21 protein-coding genes and 1 riboswitch are annotated in these 19,142 nt (G+C 37.6%); of the genes, 5 read left to right on the top strand and 16 right to left on the bottom strand.

The window, feature by feature from the left end:
• Window positions 1–235: 235 nt before the first annotated feature.
• From MMB68_RS14680 to MMB68_RS14670, 3 genes are all read right to left on the bottom strand, one after another.
• Window positions 236–562 carry a hypothetical protein gene (locus MMB68_RS14680; RefSeq protein WP_014461050.1) on the bottom strand — a complete coding sequence of 109 codons (327 nt, stop codon included), beginning with the start codon at window positions 560–562 and terminating at the stop codon, window positions 236–238.
• Window positions 563–709: 147 nt separating this feature from the next.
• A complete protein-coding gene (locus tag MMB68_RS14675) occupies window positions 710–904 on the bottom strand; it encodes a hypothetical protein (protein WP_013055990.1) in 195 nt (64 codons plus the stop codon).
• 17 nt (window positions 905–921) lie between these two features.
• Window positions 922–1,767 carry a patatin-like phospholipase family protein gene (locus MMB68_RS14670; protein WP_013055989.1) on the bottom strand — a complete coding sequence of 282 codons (846 nt, stop codon included), beginning with the start codon at window positions 1,765–1,767 and terminating at the stop codon, window positions 922–924.
• A 307-nt stretch (window positions 1,768–2,074) separates the two neighbouring features.
• Here MMB68_RS14670 and MMB68_RS14665 point away from each other — a divergent pair, with 307 nt between their 5' ends.
• Together MMB68_RS14665 and MMB68_RS14660 are read left to right on the top strand one after the other, a co-directional pair.
• Window positions 2,075–2,260, top strand: coding sequence for a YkvS family protein (locus MMB68_RS14665; RefSeq protein ID WP_013082245.1), 186 nt, complete (start codon window positions 2,075–2,077; stop codon window positions 2,258–2,260).
• 313 nt (window positions 2,261–2,573) lie between these two features.
• On the top strand, window positions 2,574–2,801 hold the full coding sequence (locus tag MMB68_RS14660; RefSeq protein WP_221785709.1) for a hypothetical protein: 228 nt from the start codon (window positions 2,574–2,576) through the stop codon (window positions 2,799–2,801).
• A gap of 33 nt (window positions 2,802–2,834) precedes the next feature.
• On the opposite strand, the gene MMB68_RS14655 is transcribed toward MMB68_RS14660, so the two are convergent.
• The 9 genes from MMB68_RS14655 to MMB68_RS14615 form a co-directional block, all read right to left on the bottom strand.
• On the bottom strand, window positions 2,835–3,536 hold the full coding sequence (locus MMB68_RS14655; RefSeq protein ID WP_013055986.1) for an NAD(P)H-binding protein: 702 nt from the start codon (window positions 3,534–3,536) through the stop codon (window positions 2,835–2,837).
• A 68-nt stretch (window positions 3,537–3,604) separates the two neighbouring features.
• Window positions 3,605–4,102, bottom strand: coding sequence for a preQ(1) synthase (queF, locus tag MMB68_RS14650; RefSeq protein ID WP_013082243.1), 498 nt, complete (start codon window positions 4,100–4,102; stop codon window positions 3,605–3,607).
• Between the two features lie 98 nt (window positions 4,103–4,200).
• Window positions 4,201–4,932, bottom strand: a complete 732-nt coding sequence (queE, locus tag MMB68_RS14645) for a 7-carboxy-7-deazaguanine synthase QueE (protein WP_025749424.1) — start codon at window positions 4,930–4,932, stop codon at window positions 4,201–4,203.
• Window positions 4,925–5,365, bottom strand: coding sequence for a 6-carboxytetrahydropterin synthase QueD (gene queD, locus MMB68_RS14640; protein ID WP_013055983.1), 441 nt, complete (start codon window positions 5,363–5,365; stop codon window positions 4,925–4,927). Before queD ends, queE begins: the two co-directional genes overlap by 8 nt.
• On the bottom strand, window positions 5,365–6,027 hold the full coding sequence (gene queC / locus MMB68_RS14635; RefSeq protein WP_221785719.1) for a 7-cyano-7-deazaguanine synthase QueC: 663 nt from the start codon (window positions 6,025–6,027) through the stop codon (window positions 5,365–5,367). Before queC ends, queD begins: the two co-directional genes overlap by 1 nt.
• Before the next feature lie 230 nt (window positions 6,028–6,257).
• A riboswitch (PreQ1 riboswitch) is annotated at window positions 6,258–6,301 on the bottom strand.
• A 72-nt stretch (window positions 6,302–6,373) separates the two neighbouring features.
• Complete coding sequence (locus tag MMB68_RS14630) at window positions 6,374–7,495, bottom strand: GerAB/ArcD/ProY family transporter (RefSeq protein ID WP_277549137.1); 1,122 nt, start codon at window positions 7,493–7,495, stop codon at window positions 6,374–6,376.
• Window positions 7,496–7,521: 26 nt separating this feature from the next.
• Window positions 7,522–7,758 (bottom strand): hypothetical protein, encoded by a 237-nt coding sequence (locus MMB68_RS14625; RefSeq protein ID WP_013055980.1) that lies wholly within the window; start codon window positions 7,756–7,758, stop codon window positions 7,522–7,524.
• An 11-nt stretch (window positions 7,759–7,769) separates the two neighbouring features.
• Window positions 7,770–8,969, bottom strand: a complete 1,200-nt coding sequence (locus MMB68_RS14620) for a Ger(x)C family spore germination protein (RefSeq protein ID WP_221785712.1) — start codon at window positions 8,967–8,969, stop codon at window positions 7,770–7,772.
• Between the two features lie 24 nt (window positions 8,970–8,993).
• On the bottom strand, window positions 8,994–10,592 hold the full coding sequence (locus MMB68_RS14615) for a spore germination protein (RefSeq protein WP_269871866.1): 1,599 nt from the start codon (window positions 10,590–10,592) through the stop codon (window positions 8,994–8,996).
• A gap of 207 nt (window positions 10,593–10,799) precedes the next feature.
• Between MMB68_RS14615 and MMB68_RS14610 the strand changes: the two genes are divergently transcribed.
• Window positions 10,800–11,519 carry a 3-ketoacyl-ACP reductase gene (locus tag MMB68_RS14610; protein WP_221785714.1) on the top strand — a complete coding sequence of 240 codons (720 nt, stop codon included), beginning with the start codon at window positions 10,800–10,802 and terminating at the stop codon, window positions 11,517–11,519.
• A gap of 65 nt (window positions 11,520–11,584) precedes the next feature.
• Here the strand turns inward: MMB68_RS14610 and MMB68_RS14605 are convergent, their stop codons facing one another.
• The 3 genes from MMB68_RS14605 to nhaC all read right to left on the bottom strand — a co-directional run bounded on the left by MMB68_RS14605 (window position 11,585) and on the right by nhaC (window position 14,355).
• Complete coding sequence (locus tag MMB68_RS14605; protein ID WP_013082238.1) at window positions 11,585–11,710, bottom strand: DUF6254 family protein; 126 nt, start codon at window positions 11,708–11,710, stop codon at window positions 11,585–11,587.
• An 87-nt stretch (window positions 11,711–11,797) separates the two neighbouring features.
• Window positions 11,798–12,679, bottom strand: coding sequence for an alpha/beta hydrolase family protein (locus tag MMB68_RS14600; protein WP_264409004.1), 882 nt, complete (start codon window positions 12,677–12,679; stop codon window positions 11,798–11,800).
• Between the two features lie 293 nt (window positions 12,680–12,972).
• The gene (nhaC, locus tag MMB68_RS14595; protein ID WP_264409003.1) at window positions 12,973–14,355 is read right to left on the bottom strand and encodes a Na+/H+ antiporter NhaC; all 1,383 of its coding nucleotides are present in this window, start codon (window positions 14,353–14,355) and stop codon (window positions 12,973–12,975) included.
• Between the two features lie 420 nt (window positions 14,356–14,775).
• Between nhaC and MMB68_RS14590 the strand changes: the two genes are divergently transcribed.
• On the top strand, window positions 14,776–16,890 hold the full coding sequence (locus MMB68_RS14590; RefSeq protein WP_264409002.1) for an ATP-dependent Clp protease ATP-binding subunit: 2,115 nt from the start codon (window positions 14,776–14,778) through the stop codon (window positions 16,888–16,890).
• A gap of 50 nt (window positions 16,891–16,940) precedes the next feature.
• Here MMB68_RS14590 and MMB68_RS14585 read toward each other — a convergent pair whose 3' ends face one another.
• Window positions 16,941–17,207, bottom strand: coding sequence for a hypothetical protein (locus tag MMB68_RS14585; protein WP_013055972.1), 267 nt, complete (start codon window positions 17,205–17,207; stop codon window positions 16,941–16,943).
• A gap of 340 nt (window positions 17,208–17,547) precedes the next feature.
• On the opposite strand from MMB68_RS14585, the gene MMB68_RS14580 reads away from it, so the two are divergent.
• Window positions 17,548–19,131 (top strand): PAS domain S-box protein, encoded by a 1,584-nt coding sequence (locus MMB68_RS14580; protein ID WP_277448344.1) that lies wholly within the window; start codon window positions 17,548–17,550, stop codon window positions 19,129–19,131.
• Window positions 19,132–19,142 lie beyond the last annotated feature (11 nt).

Genomic DNA, 19,142 nt, shown 5'->3' with positions numbered 1-19,142 from the left:
ATTTCTTTAAGTTTGATGAACAAAATTACGTTCGGAACACAAATATGACATTGTACCTTGTTTTTTGTCATAATCACGGTAATTTTTCTAAAATACAGGTATATTTTCCCGCTTTATTTCAGTTTAATCAGAAATTTCTCCAATTGTATTTCCCTTTTGCTTCTCATAGTAAACATCTAAATTCATCTGCTTTTACATAAAAAAGCTGAATGTTGTAATCAACATTCAGCTCTTTTTAATCTTCAATCTCAATTTCTACAACGTCATAGAAATCAATCACTAGCTTAGCACCCGTATCATCCATAAACGTAAAGACGTCTTGATCATCTGCTAAATGTATCACGTATCCGGTCAACTGCTGTTCACTGTTGTCGTAAACAGTAGTAATTAGAATTTTTTTATGATCTACATATGCTTCTTCTAATAACGAATGGAGGTCATAGTCCCCGTCATCTTCGGGCCGGTTCGTTAACAGCATCCCATAAGTCGTCATTCCATTTTTATCTTTCCATATATGATCTGCAAAATAAAAAGGTGCTGTACTTTTTCGAAACTCATCCATAATATCCCTCCTATAACTAAAAACGTTTATTCGCTCTTACCGTACGCTACTAAATAAACGCACAAGCACTTGTAACAGTATATTCTCTACTGTACAGGCTCATACATCCATTATATAAGGCATAATCAAATAATGCCATCATTTCGTTTAGCTCCTAGGAATTTCTAGATACGTATAGGTGAAATCTCCACCGCGTCCGGCTATTCCACGAAAATGTTTGAAATCAGGGCGATTTACTAAAAAAGGGCGAAAAGCAAGAAAGTCTTCTTTTTTAACTTTAATTTCGGTTACTTTTCCTTCACTTAACTCATTCAACATGTTTATGGCTGTTTGTTCATCCATTCAGTTTCACCTCGCTTTTAACTGTTCAGCCAATTTTGCAGAGATGCAAATTGAGCTTCAGCTTCTTTATATCCTTGGTTGTAAAGAGCGTCGAGACGCTCACGATTCTTCTCAATTCGTCCTACTACAAGAGGGGTTTGCGGACGAATCACAAAGATATTCCCCTGTCTTTCCTGTTCTTCAATATATGACAATGTTTCATTATACAATTTATAGCGGTTTTCAAGCGCACGAGTCAGCCCATCATAATGACGATATTTGCGCTTCAATAACCAAAGCATATTTGATTTCTTTTTTCGATATCCTTCATTTCGCGTTAGCACAACAATATTTTTTCTATATCCATCCTGCACTGCTTTTTTGATTGGAATCGGATCACTGATTCCTCCGTCTAACAGCTCTTTTCCTTTATATGTAACGACAGGTGCTAAAAATGGAAGGGAACTAGAAGCGCGAACCGCTGTCAAAATGTCCCGGTCATACTCATCAAAATAAACGGGTTCTCCCGTCACACAGTCCGTTGCTCCTACTACAAGCTTCTCTGTACGCTCAGCAAATGCCTCAAAGTCAAATGGAAGAAGCTGATTAGGAATTTCATCAAAAACGAAATCCATTCCAAATATCTCTTTTGTTTTAAAATAATTTTTCCACGACAAGTAGCGAGGATCCTCTAAAAAATCTAAATTAGCTTTGCGACTTCTTCCTATTTGTCTAGATAAATAAGAAGTGGCATGACAAGCGCCGGCTGAAACGCCAATTACATACGGAAGGTACAGATTTCTTTCCATAAAGTAATCTAAAACTCCAGTTGTATAAAGGCCTCTCATACCGCCTCCTTCGAGCACGAGTCCAGTATCTTTCAATTTCTACACCTTCTAATTCTTATAATTTATGACAAGATTATACCTCGTTTATTATAACGAAAGATGAACAAAGATGGAACTGTCCTGCTTCTCTCTTTCGTAAAAGCTACCAATTCCTTTTATTTCTCAGCACATTTTACTTATTTTTTCAATTTTATTTTATATTTTTTCAAAAAACTCTTTACTAATTCCCAGTTTTAAGGCAAAATTGTAAAAAAGAAAACGCTAACTAGTTTTACTATTTTTAAAATTAAAATTATTGAAAAAATTTATAATGAACTAATTTAAAACAAAGGAGCGATGACTCATGAAAATAGCAGAGGTAGGAAACTTGATAGAATTTAAAAATGGCTTACAGGGCATTGTCGAAAAAGTAAATGAAAACTCCGTGATTGTAGATTTGACTTACATGACAAACTACCGCGATTTAGACTTAGAACAGCGAACTGTTGTCAACCACAAAAACTACATCATCATTAATCCAGCTATGTAAAGAGAAAAAGCAGCCGGAAAGCAAAAGCGGTTGCTTTTTTATTGGTTTTGAAAGAATTGATTCTTTTGTTCTTCTGTAATAATCCCTAGTTTATACATGAGGTAAATATACTGTTGCACCTTAACATCCTTCGAACTTTTTTTCACTGTACTCCCTCTTTTCTAAAATGTTTCTTCATACAATAATATATGGCTAAGATAAAAAAAGTTTCCTTAAAGAAACAAAAACAGGCCCCTTTTTTCTTGAAAGGGGCTTATTTTCGTGTGACAATAAAAAAGCTACTACTATCTTCTTACCGAAAGGAACTACTAGCATGTTTGATACTGTATTGTTTATCGTCGCTCTTATTGTCATTCTTTTTTTCATCATGCAGTTCGTTTTTAAACGCAAACAAACTTCAAATAAAAAAACATCCGTTGAGCCCATGAATTATGCCGAAGAAGATTCTAACTCCTACACAAGTTGGAGTGAATCTGCTTCTAATCACGATCATGATGGCGATGGAGATAGCGGTGGAGATGCGGATGGTGACGGAAGATAGAAAAAAAGCCCCTTCTTATGAAGAGGCTTTTCTTTATTTTGATAATACTCGCTTGCCGTTGGTAAACGAATAATAGCATTCACCTGTATAAATGTCTTGGCTTTCATGTACATGAACGCCACATTTATCTTCAAGAGCAGCTTTCATCATCGATTTGGCTACGTTATACGCTTTAATTGGACGATACTTTCTCCACTTTCCTACAAGGCAAAATGAACACGACTTCAACGTGTATCCCCCAATCTTTTCAAATAGGCGAAACTCTTGGCGCTTGCCTAATAATAACGATGGGCGGAAAAAGTGAGTAGAACGGATATACAAGCTTGCGATATCTTCTTCTACTTGCCCCTTTACTTTACTGTAAAAGAATGGCGAACGAAGATCAGCACCAATTGCTGTAATCGTTAAAAAGTTTTTGCAGCGATATTTTTCTGCACATTTAGCCGCTTTTAAAGGAAATTCGTAGTCCACCTTAATGAATTTCGCTTTTGTTTTTGCTTTTTTCATTGTCGTGCCTAAACAGCAATATACATCATCAACTGCAAAGCATTCTTCGTGCTTATCAAGCTCTGAAAAATCAATTTCAAGCTGACGTAGCTTTGTGTGTTCGATTGGTAGCTTTTTTCGAACAAACACTGTCACATGGTTATATAAGCTGTTGCTTAATAACATTTTTAAAAGTTCTTGACCAACAAGTCCGCTTGCACCTAATACTAATGCTGATCTCTGTGACATTCTTTCACCTTCTCACCTGTTGTTTTTGCAATGGAAAACAGGTTGCATACACAACCTGTTTGTTCAAATTAACGATTATCAATTGTTTCTGGGTATAAATCATGATTCATCAGGCGATAATTAGCCATTTCTTCATACTTCGTACCGGGACGGCCATAGTTTGTATATGGATCAATTGAAATCCCGCCGCGCGGTGTGAATTTTCCCCATACTTCAATATATCTTGGATTCATCAGTTTAATTAAGTCATTCATAATAATATTCATACAGTCTTCATGGAAATCTCCATGGTTACGGAAGCTGAACAAATAAAGCTTTAACGACTTGCTTTCTACCATTTTTTCATCTGGAATGTAGCTAATATAAATGGTTGCGAAATCCGGCTGACCTGTTTTTGGACATAAGCTCGTAAATTCCGGACAGTTGAATTTCACAAAATAATCACGATTTGGATGTTTGTTATCAAATGCTTCTAGAATCTCTGGTGCATATTCAAACAAATAGTTTGTTCCTTGATTTCCAAGGAGTGATACACCTTCTAATTCTTCATCTTTTCGACCGCTCATTTGCATTTCCTCTCTTTCTACGATTGTCATTCTAACAGCGTTTTTTTATTTTGTATATATCTGTTTTTATTTTTCTTTGTAAATTTTTTGCTATACGCTTACACGCCTCGTTTATTTCCCCAAACAAGGGCGTGAACCTGCGGCAGAACTCTTACATCGTTCATGTTTTTAGCTGCTACTGCCTTATCAATTAACCACTCATACTTTTTAAGCAATTCTTGTGTTAACGACGCATTATCGATTGTCGTTAAGTCCTCGTTGCCTACTTGAACAAAAAATGGAACCTCAGGATAACGTTCATGAACAGACGCTGCATACTCAAAGTCCTCATCATTAAATACAACGACTTTTATGCTTATATGCGCCATGCGTTTTTCCTTTATTAATGTCTCTATAATATCGTCTAATACGGAGAAATTTGTTTTCATTAATGAACTTGGAGGCTTAGGAGAAATCGTTAAATCATCGATCTTTAGAAACCAATCCTGATAACGGCTTCCCTGTGTTTCAAGAGCTGCTTTTACCCCATGACTGTGCAAAAGCTCTACAAGTGAACCAATCGCCTTGATAAGCGCAGGGTTTCCTCCAGAAATGGTGACGTGATCAAAGCACTCTCCTCCAATTTCTTTTAGCTCCGTCCAAATTTGTTCTGCTGTTAGCTGACGAATATCGTTTTTAGCTGATCCATCCCATGTAAAAGCTGAATCACACCAGCTGCAGGAATAATCACAGCCGGCGGTACGAACAAACATCGTCTTACGTCCTACAACCATTCCTTCCCCTTGAATTGTTGGTCCGAATATTTCAAGTACTGGAATTGTATTAGCCACGTTTTTTCACCTTCTTTGGGCGGTAAACTACGTAACTTGTCGGCGTTTCCCGCACGAATACTTGTACGCAAGAAGGCTTATTTGGTAGTGTGTCTAGATATTCTTGAACCAACTCATAAATTTTACGGGCAACAACTTCAGTTGTAGGAAAATCATTTGGATTTTCTTCGTTAAAGATAGAATGATCGTTCAATAATGTATGATCAAATTGACCAGAAACAATTTTTTTCAATAGCGCAAAGTTTACTAAAAAGCCCGCTTCGTCTAATGTATCTCCGGCAACAGTTAGATTTACAAAATACGTATGTCCATGGACTTGACGGCATTTACCTGCTTCTGTGTGAGGAACAAAATGTGCCGCAGCAAACTGCATATCTTTGTTCAGTTCATATTCATAGTCATGAAACACTTGAGGATACATTTGTTGCAGCATTATTTTTCTCCTCCTTCTTTTGTTTGCAGGTATTGATCTAATCCACGCTTTCGCAATTGACATGCGGGACATTCACCGCATCCGTCAGCAACAATACCGTTGTAGCACGTTAACGTTTTTTCACGCACATATTCAAGCGCTCCTAGCTCATCCGCTAATGCCCACGTTTCTGCTTTATCAATCCACATAAGCGGCGTATGAATCACAAACTCAAAGTCCATTGATAAATTAAGCGTGACGTTTAACGATTTCACAAATACGTCTCGACAGTCTGGATATCCTGAAAAATCAGTTTCACAAACGCCTGTTACGATATGACGGCCTCCGCTGTTTTTAGCCAGTACGGCTGCAAATGATAAAAATAACAGATTGCGGCCATCCACAAACGTTGTAGGCAACTCTCCTTCTTTTTGCTCGATCTCAATATCATCTCGCGTTAAGGCATTTGGTGCTAATTGATTTAAAAGTGACATATCTAGTACGGTATGCTTCACACCTAAATCAGCTGCGATATCTTTTGCTACCTCTATCTCTTGACTATGACGCTGACCGTATTGAAAAGTAACCGTTTCTACTTCTTTAAAGTTTTTCAAAGCCCAAAACAGACATGTCGTACTATCTTGACCTCCGCTAAATACAACAATCGCTTTTTCATTTTTCATCATTATTGTTCGTCTCCTTTTTGATTGAAATCAAAAGAAGAAGAAACTTTATTGAACCGTTCGTTCCCTTTGTGACTAATTTTATAACACAAAAAAGAGACTGCTCTTTTCCAGCAATCTCCCTAAAAAGCAACTAAGATACACGTCCTTACCAAACACGTCAAAAAGACGTGTTAATAGAAAAGCACGTGAAAGAAGACACGCTAAAACCGTGTCTTTTGTCATCAACGATGATCTTAGTTTTTTATAGAGGGAGTTTTCGAACCTCTCCCGTACGTATACAAACGTGTACGGCGTTTCTTCTTGAATTGTCATCGTATACTATACCACATGCGTATAAATAATGCTATGTTTGTTGGCTTCTATCGCCTTTAGCTGTCTTATTTTTCTTTATATAAGAAAGCGCAATAAATAACAACGGAAAACAGACGCTTAGTACAAATAAATAAAACGGCCAGTAATATTTTTCAAAATAATTGAAGTACGCTGTATTGGGAATAATGTAATACGCCACGCCTGTAATAATTAGGCCTAAAGGAAAGCTTAAAAAATTGCGCACCCGTAAATTACACAATTGGACGATACTTAACTGAATAGCATAGAACACAATGACAACTTTAAAAAAGATAGATAACATCCAAATAATGGCTACTAATACTTCAACATGCTGAATCGTTGCACCCAACGAAATCATTTTTCCTAATAAATAAACTGGATAACTGTGCATCGACGCAATATTCGCGCCAAGAGCTAATATACAAGCCGCAACTGCAATCGTAATCGTCAAGCCCGATGCGACAGTGCCGATAACAAACATTTTTTTTACCTTTTTTCCACCTTTTACATGAGGCGTAATCATTAGGATAAAAATCAATTCCATAAACGGGTTTCCTAAAAAATAAGTGGTCCCTAATACTAAATCACCCATGCTGAATTCAAAAAAAGGATAAAGACGATCAAATTTCATCTGAGGAATATTTAAAACAATTAACAATAAAAAAGGGACCACAATCCACGGCAAAAAGATTTCCGCGGTTCTAGCTACCACTTCAATACCTAAATACCCTCCGTATATAACAGCTAAAAGAACAAGAGCATGAATCCACGTAGGCAGCGTTTCAGGGACAATTTGAGTCGTCATAAACGTACTGATGTCTCGAAGCGAAAACGTAGATTGAATGAACATGAAGAAAATGTAAATAAGAGAAATACACGTTCCGGCATAACGACCGAGCGCCTTTTTAGCTATTTGAATGAATGTTTGCTGAGGGTAACACTGAATCAGCCATAAAAGCACCGCAACGATTAAAAGTGCAAAGCCAATAGCAAGCACACCGCAAAACCACGCATTTTGTCTATTCGTCTCTAATAATGTAGCCGGAACTGCCAAGATGGCGCTTCCGATACAAAAAACATAAATTAGAAAAAGAAATTGTTTCGGACTAATATATTCTTTTATTTGCATCATACACACCTTCTCTCCTACATGCTTGCTCACGTGAATAACAGATGATGAACGGTTCTAGTAAGAGGCTTAATTAGTGCCTCTAAAAAGTACAGAGGCGTAGGAACTTCTTTACGGAGTGTAATCGCTCCCCAAAAGAATAGACCCAAACCTATGAGACAAAGGTAGACGACTATTTCACGGTAATACTTTTCCTTTCGGAAGTTGATCATGATTTTTTTAGTCAAATAAGCAAGCAGTACAAGTAAGGCTATAAATCCCTCCATTTTCTTTCTCCTTAATGCTTCATTTGCTTCATATATGAGTTATTTAACGTGCCTAAGCGACGGATTTGAACTTTTGCATCTAAATCGACGGTTAAATCCTCTGCGTAAATTCTGTTCCAGTCTCTTTTCATTTTGTACCATCTTTTCACATCTTGTCTGTAAAACGCTTCGCCAAAACCAAAGATATCGCTTTTATAGGTTTTTTGAGCTTTTTCCACCGCGTCATTCATTTTTTCTTTTACGTCGGCTGCTGTTTTTCGTTCGAGCATATTGATTACAGCTGGGTCCTGTAAATTCACTTGACACTCTACATCAGCCACGTTCGCTTCTCCTTTTAAATCAACGTGAATATGAGGTTTATGATTTTTCATAGTAGCTGTCACCTTGACATTCGTTCGAAGCATTTCTACTCCGATGATATCATGCTGTTTTTCTTTTTTTTCGCATGGAATAACAATTAACGTACTTTTTACATTTCCTGTAATATAGTTATATCCTTTACTTTCGTCTTCATTGAACCAGCCGATAAGCTTATCATTTTGAAAGACACCCAATCCTTTGAAATTGAGCAGAGTGGAAAGATTGGTGCGAGAAATGCTAGACATATCTCCTGCATTTTTCACATTGCCTTTTAACAATACTCCTGATAACACCGCCTGCTTTCCTTCGCTGGTTAAATTGCTAATCAGTTCATTTAACTTTACTCCTCTAGTAGGTGCCCAAATACGCTGTGACACGTCTAATGAAGCAAACATATGGTTAGCTGGTATTTTTTCGATTGTTGTTAATACGTTCAGCACGCTCGATGCTTTCGTGTTTTTAGCAATAACAACAAAATAATCGGTACGCACTTCATGATCCCGAGCAAAGAAATCAAGCACTTCAGCGATACCGTCTTCCGCCATACTTTCGCTAATGACGAGCATTCGTAAATGAGAAAGATAAATTTTCCGCGGGGATTTTGTCGTTATTTTTCTTAACCCTTCCATTACAGACGAAGCCTTAATAGAAAATGTGGTAACAGAAGGCCCGTTTGTAGGGGTTTTGGCCTGAATATCACCAGGGTTAATCAGCTGAACTGTAACAATGATGCCATCTTCTGCTTTATCAATTCCGACAGCAACCGTAATGGCTAGTTCATTCAACTCTCGACTGCTCCAGCAGCCGCTTAATAGCAATGAACAGATACATAACATTAGAAATGCTTTCATAGTAAACGGCCACCTTTACACAGTTTAGTTTTTTTGCGTCTTTTGACGTGAAATATTCTTCTCGTTAATAAGCTTTGGCCTTGTTTTCATTTTTTTGATCGAACGTCTAATTAGAACATCCTTTTGATCACGCTTCACAAATGGAGCCATAGGTGTCATATAAGGGACTCCAAATGACCTTAAGCTGCATAAATGTAAAATCATTAAAATTAGCCCCAGAATAATACCGAATAAGCCAAAAGTAGCTGCTAAAACCATTAAAATAAAGCGCAGCATCCTTACTGCAATAGCCATATCATACACAGGTGACACAAAGTTACTAATAGCGGTGATGGATACAACGATAACCATTGCAGGTGAAACTAATCCCGCTTGTACGGCAGCTTCTCCTAAAACGAGTGCTCCCACAATCGAAATAGCTGAACCTACTGCTCGAGGCAATCGGACTCCTGCTTCTCGTAAAATTTCAAACGTGATTTCCATAATAAACGCTTCAATAATAGCAGGGAAAGGAACACCTTCCCTTTGAGCTGCAATACTAATTAACAAAGCAAAAGGAAGCATCTCTTGATGAAAAGTAGTTAAAGCAATATAAGCGGAAGGTGTTAAAAGGGCTAAGAAAAATGCCATGTAGCGCATTAAGCGAATCAATGTACTAATATCTGCACGCTGGTAATAATCTTCGGCTGCTTGAAAAAATTGAATAAATAGGGCAGGGACCATTAATACAAAAGGTGTACCGTCTACTAAAATGGCTATTCGCCCCTCTAAAAGACCTGCTGCCACGGAGTCTGGACGCTCCGTGTTATGCATAGTAGGAAAAGGTGTATAATCTTCATCTTGAATCAACTCTTCGATGTATCCGCTCTCCAAAATACCATCTATATCAATTTTAGAAAGACGCTCTTTTACCTCTTGAATGATCTGTTCATCCGCAATGCCGTCTATATAAATGAGCGCAATATCCGTTTTTGTAAACTCTCCTATTTGCTGAGATTCAATCCAAAGTTTTGGAGATTTTATTCGGCGCCGAATCAATGCGGTATTCGTTCGCAATGTTTCTGTGAAACTGTCTCGAGGCCCTCTTACAACGGTCTGAGATTGTGGTTCAGAAACGGCTCTGTCTCTCCAGCCTCTTGTACTTGCGACAATACACGTTTGATACCCTTCTAAAAATAGCACGGTGTCTCCTGATAAAATATGAAGAAGAGCGTCATTCAATGTTTTTGCTTCGGTGATTTCACCCGCTGCCAAACTATAGCTTTTAATCAATTCGTACATATTAACGATGCCGTCATCATGTGTTAAATGTTCATCGTGATAGTGCATAATGGAGTCCAGCGCATAGTGTTCAACTTCGTCTTTATTTACTAATCCGTCGATGTAAGCAACGCCTAAAGTGAATTTTTCTTCAATCGAAATTCGAAACTCTCGCACAACTAAGTCCGTGCTCTGTCCCAGTGCTTTTTTCATGCGGGATAAATTATCTCCCACCCTCTCCGATAATTTCTGCTCTTCCTGTGTAGAAGAAGCACTAGTTTCCTTAGAGTCCTTCGATTCATCAGCTTTTTCTTTCCGCTGTTTGGATTTATTCGTTAACTCAGATAGTTTTTTTATACGCATTGCTCATCCTCCACTACATTGAACGAAAAGAAACGGAATTTCTTCTTTTTAGTCTTTATAGTTTTTGTATGAAAAGGAAATTTATACTTGAAGCCATTTTAATAATCTTTATTTTTGACATCATTTGTGCATTTCTATAGGATAGTAATGGATAATTCTTTGTTATTATGAAGAATGTTTATGCAGAATATTGAAAGGAGTCTATACATGGCACAATCACTTAAAGGCAAAGTAGCTCTTATTACAGGAGCAGGAAAAGGCATCGGTCGTTCAACTGCGATTGAATTAGCAAAAGAAGGCGTAAATATCGGTTTAATTGCTCGTACAGAGGCAGATTTAAAGGCTGTTGCTTCTGAACTAGAAGCATTTGATGTACACGTTGCTTATGCAACAGCAGATGTTTCTTCTATGGAAGAAGTAAACGCAGCAGTTGAGCATCTACATACAAAATTAGGGGCAACGGATATCTTAATCAACAATGCAGGAATCGGTAAATTCGGAAGCTTTTTAGAGCTAGACCCAGCTGAGTGGAAACAAATCATTGATGTGAATTTAATGGGCGTTTACTACGTAACGCGCGCCGTTCTACCTCAATTAATCGAAAAAAACGGTGGAGACATCATCAATATTTCATCCACTGCTGGTCAAAAAGGCGCTCCCGTTACAAGTGCTTACAGTGCTTCAAAATTTGGCGTGCTCGGCTTAACTGAATCTCTAGCGCTAGAAGTACGCAAACACAATATTCGTGTAACAGCGCTAACACCAAGTACAGTAGCAACGGAATTAGCATATAAAGAAAACTTAACGGATGGCAATCCTGATAAAGTGATGCAGCCTGAAGACCTAGCAGAAATTATGGTAGCACAATTAAAACTGCATCCGCGTATTTTTATCAAATCTGCGGGCATGTGGTCCACAAATCCATAAACAAACATAGAAAAAGGAGAGCTTCAGCTCTCCTTTTTTGTGTCTTCCTTTATATGATGGTTACCTTATTTACGTTTAGGCGTGATTTCTTCTGATAGTTCTTCAAAAGATTTTACTTTTCCATGCGATGGGTTTTGTGATTGTTTTCGTACATTCCACTGACGCTCTTTTTGACTTTTAGACTGAGTCATTTTGCTTCATCCCCTTTTTATATGCTTACATGTAGTAGGATAAAACAAGCTGCTCTTTTCCATTCATCAAAACTGCTTCCAATTTCTTTACTGCTTAGCTAAATGTATTTTAAACCATTTATCAATTTCCGCGTTATATTGATCATAATAAGCAGTTAGCGGATGGTCTCCGTTTTTGTACAGTACGTATTTGTATTCTTTTCCCTGCTCACCTAATTGTTTCACAAGCTTTTCAGCCTGCGTGTGGTGAACTTTACGATCATGATCACCCTGTAAAATCAAAAGAGGTGAATTTACTTTATCGCTCCAATAGACAACAGAACGACTTTTATACCTCTCTGGATACTGCGCCGGATCTCCTACAATCGTCCGCAGCACTTGTTTCATTTCAGGCCCTCTTTGATCATAGAATTGAAACATGTCTGTAATACCTGATTGTACGACAACTGCATCAAATTTAACGCCGTTTTTCATCGTTAAATACGTCATCATGCCGCCGCGTGAATATCCTAGCGCTACCTTTTGCTGGTGATTTACATAAGGAAGCTGTTCTCCCCACTTAATAAGATTTAATACGTCGTCAATATCTTTACCGCCGTACGTCTCTGTACCTTCACTTCCGCCATTTCCCCTGTATTGAGTCGCAACCACGACGTAGCCTTTACTTGCCCAATATGATAAGTACTGCAGTGTTTTTGCGCGAATCATGCCATGTTCGCGATTTCCTCCGCGATTATATACTAAAAGCGGATAATGTTTGTCTGCAATGTCTTTAGGCTGTACTAAAAACCCTTTTATCTTTAAATTATCACTAGGATACGTAATGCTATATACATCTACTTTATTTGAATAAGGCGATAATAAATTCAATTTTTCTTTATTTACATCATCACTTTCAGCTCGGTTAAAAACCGCTGTCACACCGAGCACAGCTACAGTGATTAATGCAATGATGCCCCATTTTTTCAACAGAAACCCTCTCCTCAATAAATATCTTTTCTCTTTTATAATGAGTGTTTTCATTTGGCTTTACCCTTCTTAAATGTTTGCTAAAAAGGGCATTCATCCCATCGCCAATACAGCTTATTTATCATACCGCAAAACCCAAATTTCTTCATCTGTAAAGAAATAAGAATTCATACGAATACATGAACAAGAAAGACGTATAGTAAATTGTATTATTAAATTATAGATTTGAAAAGTGGAATGATACTTTTTTTGTCGTTTTTTACCTGTCCTTTTTCAAAAAGAAAAAAGCCCAGTTAAGACTGAGCTTTTTTCTTGGCAATACCAATGCCTGTATATGCTAAAATAACCGAAAAGATCGGACATAAAATGCTAAAGAATGTAAATGGAACGTAGTCAGCTGCTGGAATATTTAATGCTGTTGAAATAAAAGCACCGCTGACACCCCACGGAATAATAGCATTAATAACCGTTCCTCCGTCTTCAAGCGTTCGTGATAAGTTTTTTGGATCTAAGTTCCACTTTTCATACAGCGGCTTAAACGTTTGCCCAGGCAGAAGAATCGATAAATACTGTTCTCCTGTAATAACGTTCACTCCAATTGAAGATAGAAGCGTAGCAAAAATAACGTCTCCGCTGCGGCGGATTTGTTTTGCTAATCCTTCTAATAAAGCATCAATAATTCCAATCGCTCTCATCAAGCCACCTAGCGACAAGGCAATCATGATAAGAGAAATAGAAAACATCATGGACTGTAATCCGCCTTTATTTACAATCGCATCGACTACTTTATTTCCTGACTCTACTGCCGGCCCGCTTTGAAGAACGCCTAGCAATTGACTCAGCGTAAATTCATGCTGTGTAATCATTCCTGTAATAATGGCCGTGACAATCCCTAAAACTAACGTTGGCAATACATCGACTCTTCTCATGGAAAAAACAAGAACTAAAAGTGGAGAAAGCAACGTTAACACGTGTAAATTAAACGTATGTTTTAATGCGTCTTGAATTCCTTGAATTTCCCCGTAATTGACGCTTTCCTGATTTCCGTTGATTCCGATTACCAGTGCAATGATTGCTGTAATGACAATACTTGGAACCGTCGTCCACGTAATGTGCTGAATATGTTTAGGAAGCGGGACTTCAACGATACCAGAAGCAAAATTTGTTGTATCAGACAATGGAGACATCTTATCTCCAAATACAGCTCCTGAAACAATCATCCCCGCTGCTAGCCCTGGATGTACACCAATAGCAGTTCCTACGCCAAATAAAGCGACCCCTACCGTACTGACGGTTGTTAATGAACTTCCCGTGAATGTTGAAACTAATACGGTAATAACCAAAGCACTAATTAAAAAGTACTGCGGTGAAATCCAGTGAAAGCCGTAGGATAAAATCGTCGGTATCGTTCCTCCTACCATCCAAATCGCAATAAGCATCCCGATCAGCATTAAAATAAGGATAGGCTTAATGCCCAGTCTAACACCGTCTAAAATCCCTTTTTCCATTTCTGTCCACTTATATTTCAACAAAAAGCCAATCACACTAATAAATGCTACACCAAATATCAGCGGAATATGAGGCGGCAGCTTTAACATAAATAATGAAACAAAAATAATAGCTAATAGCACCAAAACCACCGCTATTGATTGTATAAATGAAATTTCTTTTTTCATGAGATATTCCCTTTCTATCTTTCTTTTTCACTTAAACGCTTTTATGCTTTTACGCAGTTAAGTGCAAACCTTCTTGAGTATAATTTTTATCCTTCTTGCTGTCAATAACTTATTTTATCCGACGGTAAGCTCTGCACTCATTTTGTCCACTTTTCTTCTTATTAATATTAATTCCCTCTCCAAGCAGATCATTGTACAAAATGCTTCTAATGTTTTTACATGTATAGAACGGGTACACATAAAACACATCTTTTTTTAATGTACTACCTTTTGTACATAAGCGAGGAACTTCCCTCAAAAATTTTTTAAGCAAAAGACTTGAAAGTCAAAAAAGGTCAAAGTATAATGAAACTACGAAAGGTCAAGAAAGGTCAAACACCTACTGATCTTCGATTAAAATCATTTAGGGAGGCTAATTAAATGATTTGTCAAAACTGTAATAAACGTGAAGCATCTATTCAATTAAATGTACAAACAAATAACCAAAAATCTCAATATCGTTTATGTCATACATGTTATCAAGCACTAATGAAAGAACATAAAATCCCATCGGGTTTTGGAGGTGGCGGCTTTATGAACATCGATGATTTATTCAAGCAAATGGCTCACGAACAAGCTGCACCGGAACAGCCGCAGCAAGGAAATGGCGGCGGAGGCTTTTTAGATCAATTTGGTCGAAACTTAACTCAAATTGCGAAAACGGGATTAATTGACCCTGTTATTGGCCGCGAAGAAGAAGTAGAGCGTGTCATTGAAATTTTAAATAGAAGAAACAAAAACAACCCGGTGCTAATCGGAGAACCCGGTGTTGGTAAAACAGCTGTAGTCGAAGGTTTAGCTTTAAAAATTGCGGAAGGAAAAGTTCCTGCCAAGCTGTTAAATAAAGATGTATATCTGTTAGATGTAGCATCTCTCGTAGCTAATACGGGCGTGCGCGGTCAATTTGAAGAGCGCATGAAACAGTTAATTTCTGAGCTTCAACAGCGAAAAAACGTAATTTTATTTATCGATGAAATTCACCTTCTTGTAGGAGCCGGTTCAGCGGAAGGTTCAATGGACGCAAGCAATATTTTAAAACCAGCTCTTGCACGAGGCGAACTTCAAGTAGTCGGAGCTACAACTTTAAAAGAGTACCGTTCCATTGAAAAAGATGCGGCTCTTGAACGACGCTTCCAGCCGGTTATGGTTCACGAACCGTCTGTAGAAGAAGCCGTTGAAATTCTAAAAGGAATTCAAAGTAAATATGAAGATTATCACGGCGTTAGCTATACAGATGAAGCGATCCGCGCTTGTGTAAATTTATCACACCGCTACATTCAAGATCGCTTCTTGCCTGATAAAGCAATTGACTTGCTAGACGAAGCAGGCTCAAAAATGAATTTACAGGCAGGCATTACAAATAAAGACGACGCGGCCGCTCGCTTAAAAGAAATTACAAAAGAAAAAGAGCAGGCGCTAAAGGATGAAAAATATGAAGTTGCGGCAAAACTGCGCGATGAAGAAGCTGCTCTTGAAAAACAATTGAACGAAGAACAGCAAAAAATGAATGTGGATATTGCTGACATTCAAGCAATTATTGAAAAGAAAACGGGTATCCCTGTTGGTAAACTTCAAGAAAATGAATCAGCAAAAATGAAGCATTTAGCAGAGCACTTAGCTCAAAAAGTAATCGGACAGCAGGAAGCTGTAGAAAAAGTAGCAAAAGCGATTCGACGTTCTCGTGCTGGATTAAAAGCGAAGCATCGCCCAATTGGTTCATTCTTATTTGTCGGCCCAACAGGTGTCGGTAAAACAGAGTTAACCAAAACATTAGCTGAAGAACTGTTCGGCTCAAAAGATGCTATGGTTCGTCTAGATATGAGTGAATATATGGAAAAACACGCGGTGTCTAAATTAATCGGTTCACCTCCTGGCTACGTAGGTCACGAAGAGGCAGGACAATTAACAGAGAAAGTACGCCGTAATCCTTATTCCATCATCTTACTAGATGAAATTGAAAAAGCTCATCCAGACGTTCAGCATATGTTTCTGCAAATTCTAGAAGACGGACGTCTAACAGATAGTCAAGGTCGCACAGTAAGCTTTAAAGACACAGTTATCATTATGACAAGTAACGCTGGTGTAGGTGAAAAGAAAATTACGGTTGGGTTTGACGCAGAAAATGACGCACTTAAACAGGCCTCCGTTTTAGATTCACTTTCATCTTATTTCAAACCAGAGTTTTTAAATCGATTTGATACAATCATTGAATTTAATCACCTTGAAAAAGATAACTTGATTAAAATCGTTGACCTTATGCTTGCTGAATTAAAAGAAACATTACAAGAACAAAACATCACGCTCCACGTAGCAGATGAGGTAAAAGAAAAACTGGCTGAACTTGGCTATCACCCTGCATTCGGTGCTAGACCGCTCCGCCGAGCAATTCAAGAACAGCTTGAAGATCGAATTACAGATTTACTGTTAGATGGCGGAGACGTATCTACAGTGAACGTAACGTTAAATGAAGCAAGCGAAATCACCGTACAAAACTAATAGAAAAAGCGACTCTACTTGAGTCGCTTTTTTTATAGAAATACTTACGTTTATTTACTTTCATCTGTTTTTTCGTCAGCACTATCCGTTGATTCTTCTTGATCATCAGCTGCTTCATCCCCAGATGAATCATCTGCTTCGTCTTGCTTCATTGTTTCCTGTGAATCATCTGTAGTTGTATCCTCCGCTTGAGTATCATCCGACTGTTCTGTTTGCTGTTCTGTGGCATCTTTTTCATCTGTTTGTGAGTTGCATGCTGTGATTAACATAATTGCTAGAAGTGATCCAAATAACTTGACTAATAAACTTTTGTTCATTTTACCGTCTCCTTTCGAATCATCTGAGCCTCTATGTAGTCACCATTCATATGGCTCTACTGGCAGTATAGCCTATCCAATTAGAAAAAAGTTCACTTTTACAAGGTTATCACAAAAGCTTTACATCCCCTTCATTTCGTTCATATTCCCCTCATATTTCCTTAATAGTTTATGACCAGCTACATTCTAGATCTATCTTCCTTGGTCTAAGTGCTCAATTCGGCTATTCACACAGTTGTAACTATGCTAATATGAGTGATATATCACTATATCGTGCGACTAGCTGACTATAAAGTTATTCTCCTATAAAATTATTCACCATTTAAGAAAGGGATTTTTTATGGAATCACACAACCTCATAAAAAAACGGAATTTTATTCTTTTACTTATTTTTTGGCTGCTATATCTTGTCCACATCGTGTTATATCACTTTATTGCAGCTGATCCTCATATGATTGTTTTTATAAGCGGAGGAATTTTATTATTGGTAGTGACGGCTATGTACTACTTTCGTTTTCATCCGGCTATCATTATGTATTCTTTTTTTATATGCTATTATGCCTATATTGCGTACATAACATCTATTGAACCTGCTGTTATTAATTATTTGTTTTTGTTTCTTGGAATAATTGTTAGCTTTATTTACTATAGCTATATCGCTATTGTAACCTCTACATTAATGTCCATAATAATTGTTTTGTACTTTTATGTAAGCAACACTCTTTTTACATCTGTGACTTTCGTGAAATTAGATATCGTTTATTTCATTTTGTTTACGCTGATCACAATGATTATTTTGTTGTATTGTGCTCATTTCTCTAAAAAATTGATTGCTATTACGACGGTCAAAATGAACAAAACCGAAGATGAACTTTACTCAGCTCAAGAGTATTTACAATCTTTTTTCACATACAATCGCGACGCCATTTCCGTGTTCAGTCTAGACGGCAAAGTGATTAAAGTAAACGATGCTTTTGAGCAAATATACGGATGGAAAGCGGAAGAAATTGTCGGAAAAGCCATTCCATTCATTCCTGCTGGCTTAAAAGGCGACGCTGAAAGCCGATTAGAAAGGGTTAAAAAAGGAGAAAAGCTGGTAGCCTTTGAAACCCAAGATAAGCGAAAAGACGGAAAAATAATTGATGTAGAAATCACTGTTTCACCTATTTTTAATCGTGATCAGCAAGTCGTTGCGCTTTTTGGTATTTCACGCGATCTTACAGAAGAAAAGGAAACAGAAAAATTTCTTCGCCAAACCGATAAGTTATCTTTAGCGGGCGAAATGGCAGCGGGAATCGCTCATGAAATTCGAAATCCGCTTACTTCTCTGAATGGATTTATTCAGCTTATTCATGAAGACAGCAGCCGCTATCATTCTTATACAACCATCATGCTGAGTGAACTGAATCGTATTAACTCAATCGTTGGAGAATTTTTATTGCTCGCTAAACCTCATGATACGGTTATGAAAAAGCATGCATTCTCTACTATTTTAAATGACGTTATCCTTCTGTATGAATCAGAATGTGTATTAAAAAATGTCATAGTTAAAACGCAGGTGGAAGCTCCGCATACATACATCTGCTGTGATGCAAATCAAATTAAGCAAGTACTCATTAATTTATTAAAAAATGCGCTCGAAGCTATGCCTAGCGGAGGAGAAATCCATTTAAACGTTACTCAGCATACTAAAGACCTTACTATTTTCATTAAAGATACAGGAGTCGGCATTCCTTCACATTTGCTTACGCACATTCAAAAGCCCTTTTTTACCACGAAGCCCTCAGGCACCGGTCTTGGACTTGTTGTGATTAAAAACATTTTGTATCAGCATAAAGGAACATTTGAGATTAAAAGCACTGTTGGCGAAGGAACCAGCGTTACCCTTATGATTCCTCTATGGAAAGAAGGAACATGTCAATAAAAAAAGCCGCA

Source organism: Priestia sp. Y58 (assembly GCF_029522095.1).
GTDB lineage: Bacteria > Bacillota > Bacilli > Bacillales > Bacillaceae_H > Priestia > Priestia megaterium_E.
Note: the sequence above shows the minus strand (reverse complement) of the source record. Positions and strands in the feature narration are given on the sequence as shown.

Excerpts from the sequence above, each read along its gene's own strand:
- MMB68_RS14680 (WP_014461050.1), bottom strand. The coding sequence starts at position 562 with ATGGATGAGTTTCGAAAAAGTACAGCACCTTTTTATTTTGCAGATCAT.
- MMB68_RS14675 (WP_013055990.1), bottom strand. The coding sequence starts at position 904 with ATGGATGAACAAACAGCCATAAACATGTTGAATGAGTTAAGTGAAGGA.
- MMB68_RS14665 (WP_013082245.1), top strand. The coding sequence starts at position 2,075 with ATGAAAATAGCAGAGGTAGGAAACTTGATAGAATTTAAAAATGGCTTA.
- MMB68_RS14660 (WP_221785709.1), top strand. The coding sequence starts at position 2,574 with ATGTTTGATACTGTATTGTTTATCGTCGCTCTTATTGTCATTCTTTTT.
- MMB68_RS14655 (WP_013055986.1), bottom strand. The coding sequence starts at position 3,536 with ATGTCACAGAGATCAGCATTAGTATTAGGTGCAAGCGGACTTGTTGGT.
- queF (WP_013082243.1), bottom strand. The coding sequence starts at position 4,102 with ATGAGCGGTCGAAAAGATGAAGAATTAGAAGGTGTATCACTCCTTGGA.
- queD (WP_013055983.1), bottom strand. The coding sequence starts at position 5,365 with ATGCTGCAACAAATGTATCCTCAAGTGTTTCATGACTATGAATATGAA.
- queC (WP_221785719.1), bottom strand. The coding sequence starts at position 6,027 with ATGAAAAATGAAAAAGCGATTGTTGTATTTAGCGGAGGTCAAGATAGT.
- MMB68_RS14630 (WP_277549137.1), bottom strand. The coding sequence starts at position 7,495 with ATGATGCAAATAAAAGAATATATTAGTCCGAAACAATTTCTTTTTCTA.
- MMB68_RS14625 (WP_013055980.1), bottom strand. The coding sequence starts at position 7,758 with ATGGAGGGATTTATAGCCTTACTTGTACTGCTTGCTTATTTGACTAAA.
- MMB68_RS14620 (WP_221785712.1), bottom strand. The coding sequence starts at position 8,969 with ATGAAAGCATTTCTAATGTTATGTATCTGTTCATTGCTATTAAGCGGC.
- MMB68_RS14615 (WP_269871866.1), bottom strand. The coding sequence starts at position 10,592 with ATGCGTATAAAAAAACTATCTGAGTTAACGAATAAATCCAAACAGCGG.
- MMB68_RS14610 (WP_221785714.1), top strand. The coding sequence starts at position 10,800 with ATGGCACAATCACTTAAAGGCAAAGTAGCTCTTATTACAGGAGCAGGA.
- MMB68_RS14605 (WP_013082238.1), bottom strand. The coding sequence starts at position 11,710 with ATGACTCAGTCTAAAAGTCAAAAAGAGCGTCAGTGGAATGTACGAAAA.
- nhaC (WP_264409003.1), bottom strand. The coding sequence starts at position 14,355 with ATGAAAAAAGAAATTTCATTTATACAATCAATAGCGGTGGTTTTGGTG.
- MMB68_RS14590 (WP_264409002.1), top strand. The coding sequence starts at position 14,776 with ATGATTTGTCAAAACTGTAATAAACGTGAAGCATCTATTCAATTAAAT.
- MMB68_RS14585 (WP_013055972.1), bottom strand. The coding sequence starts at position 17,207 with ATGAACAAAAGTTTATTAGTCAAGTTATTTGGATCACTTCTAGCAATT.
- MMB68_RS14580 (WP_277448344.1), top strand. The coding sequence starts at position 17,548 with ATGGAATCACACAACCTCATAAAAAAACGGAATTTTATTCTTTTACTT.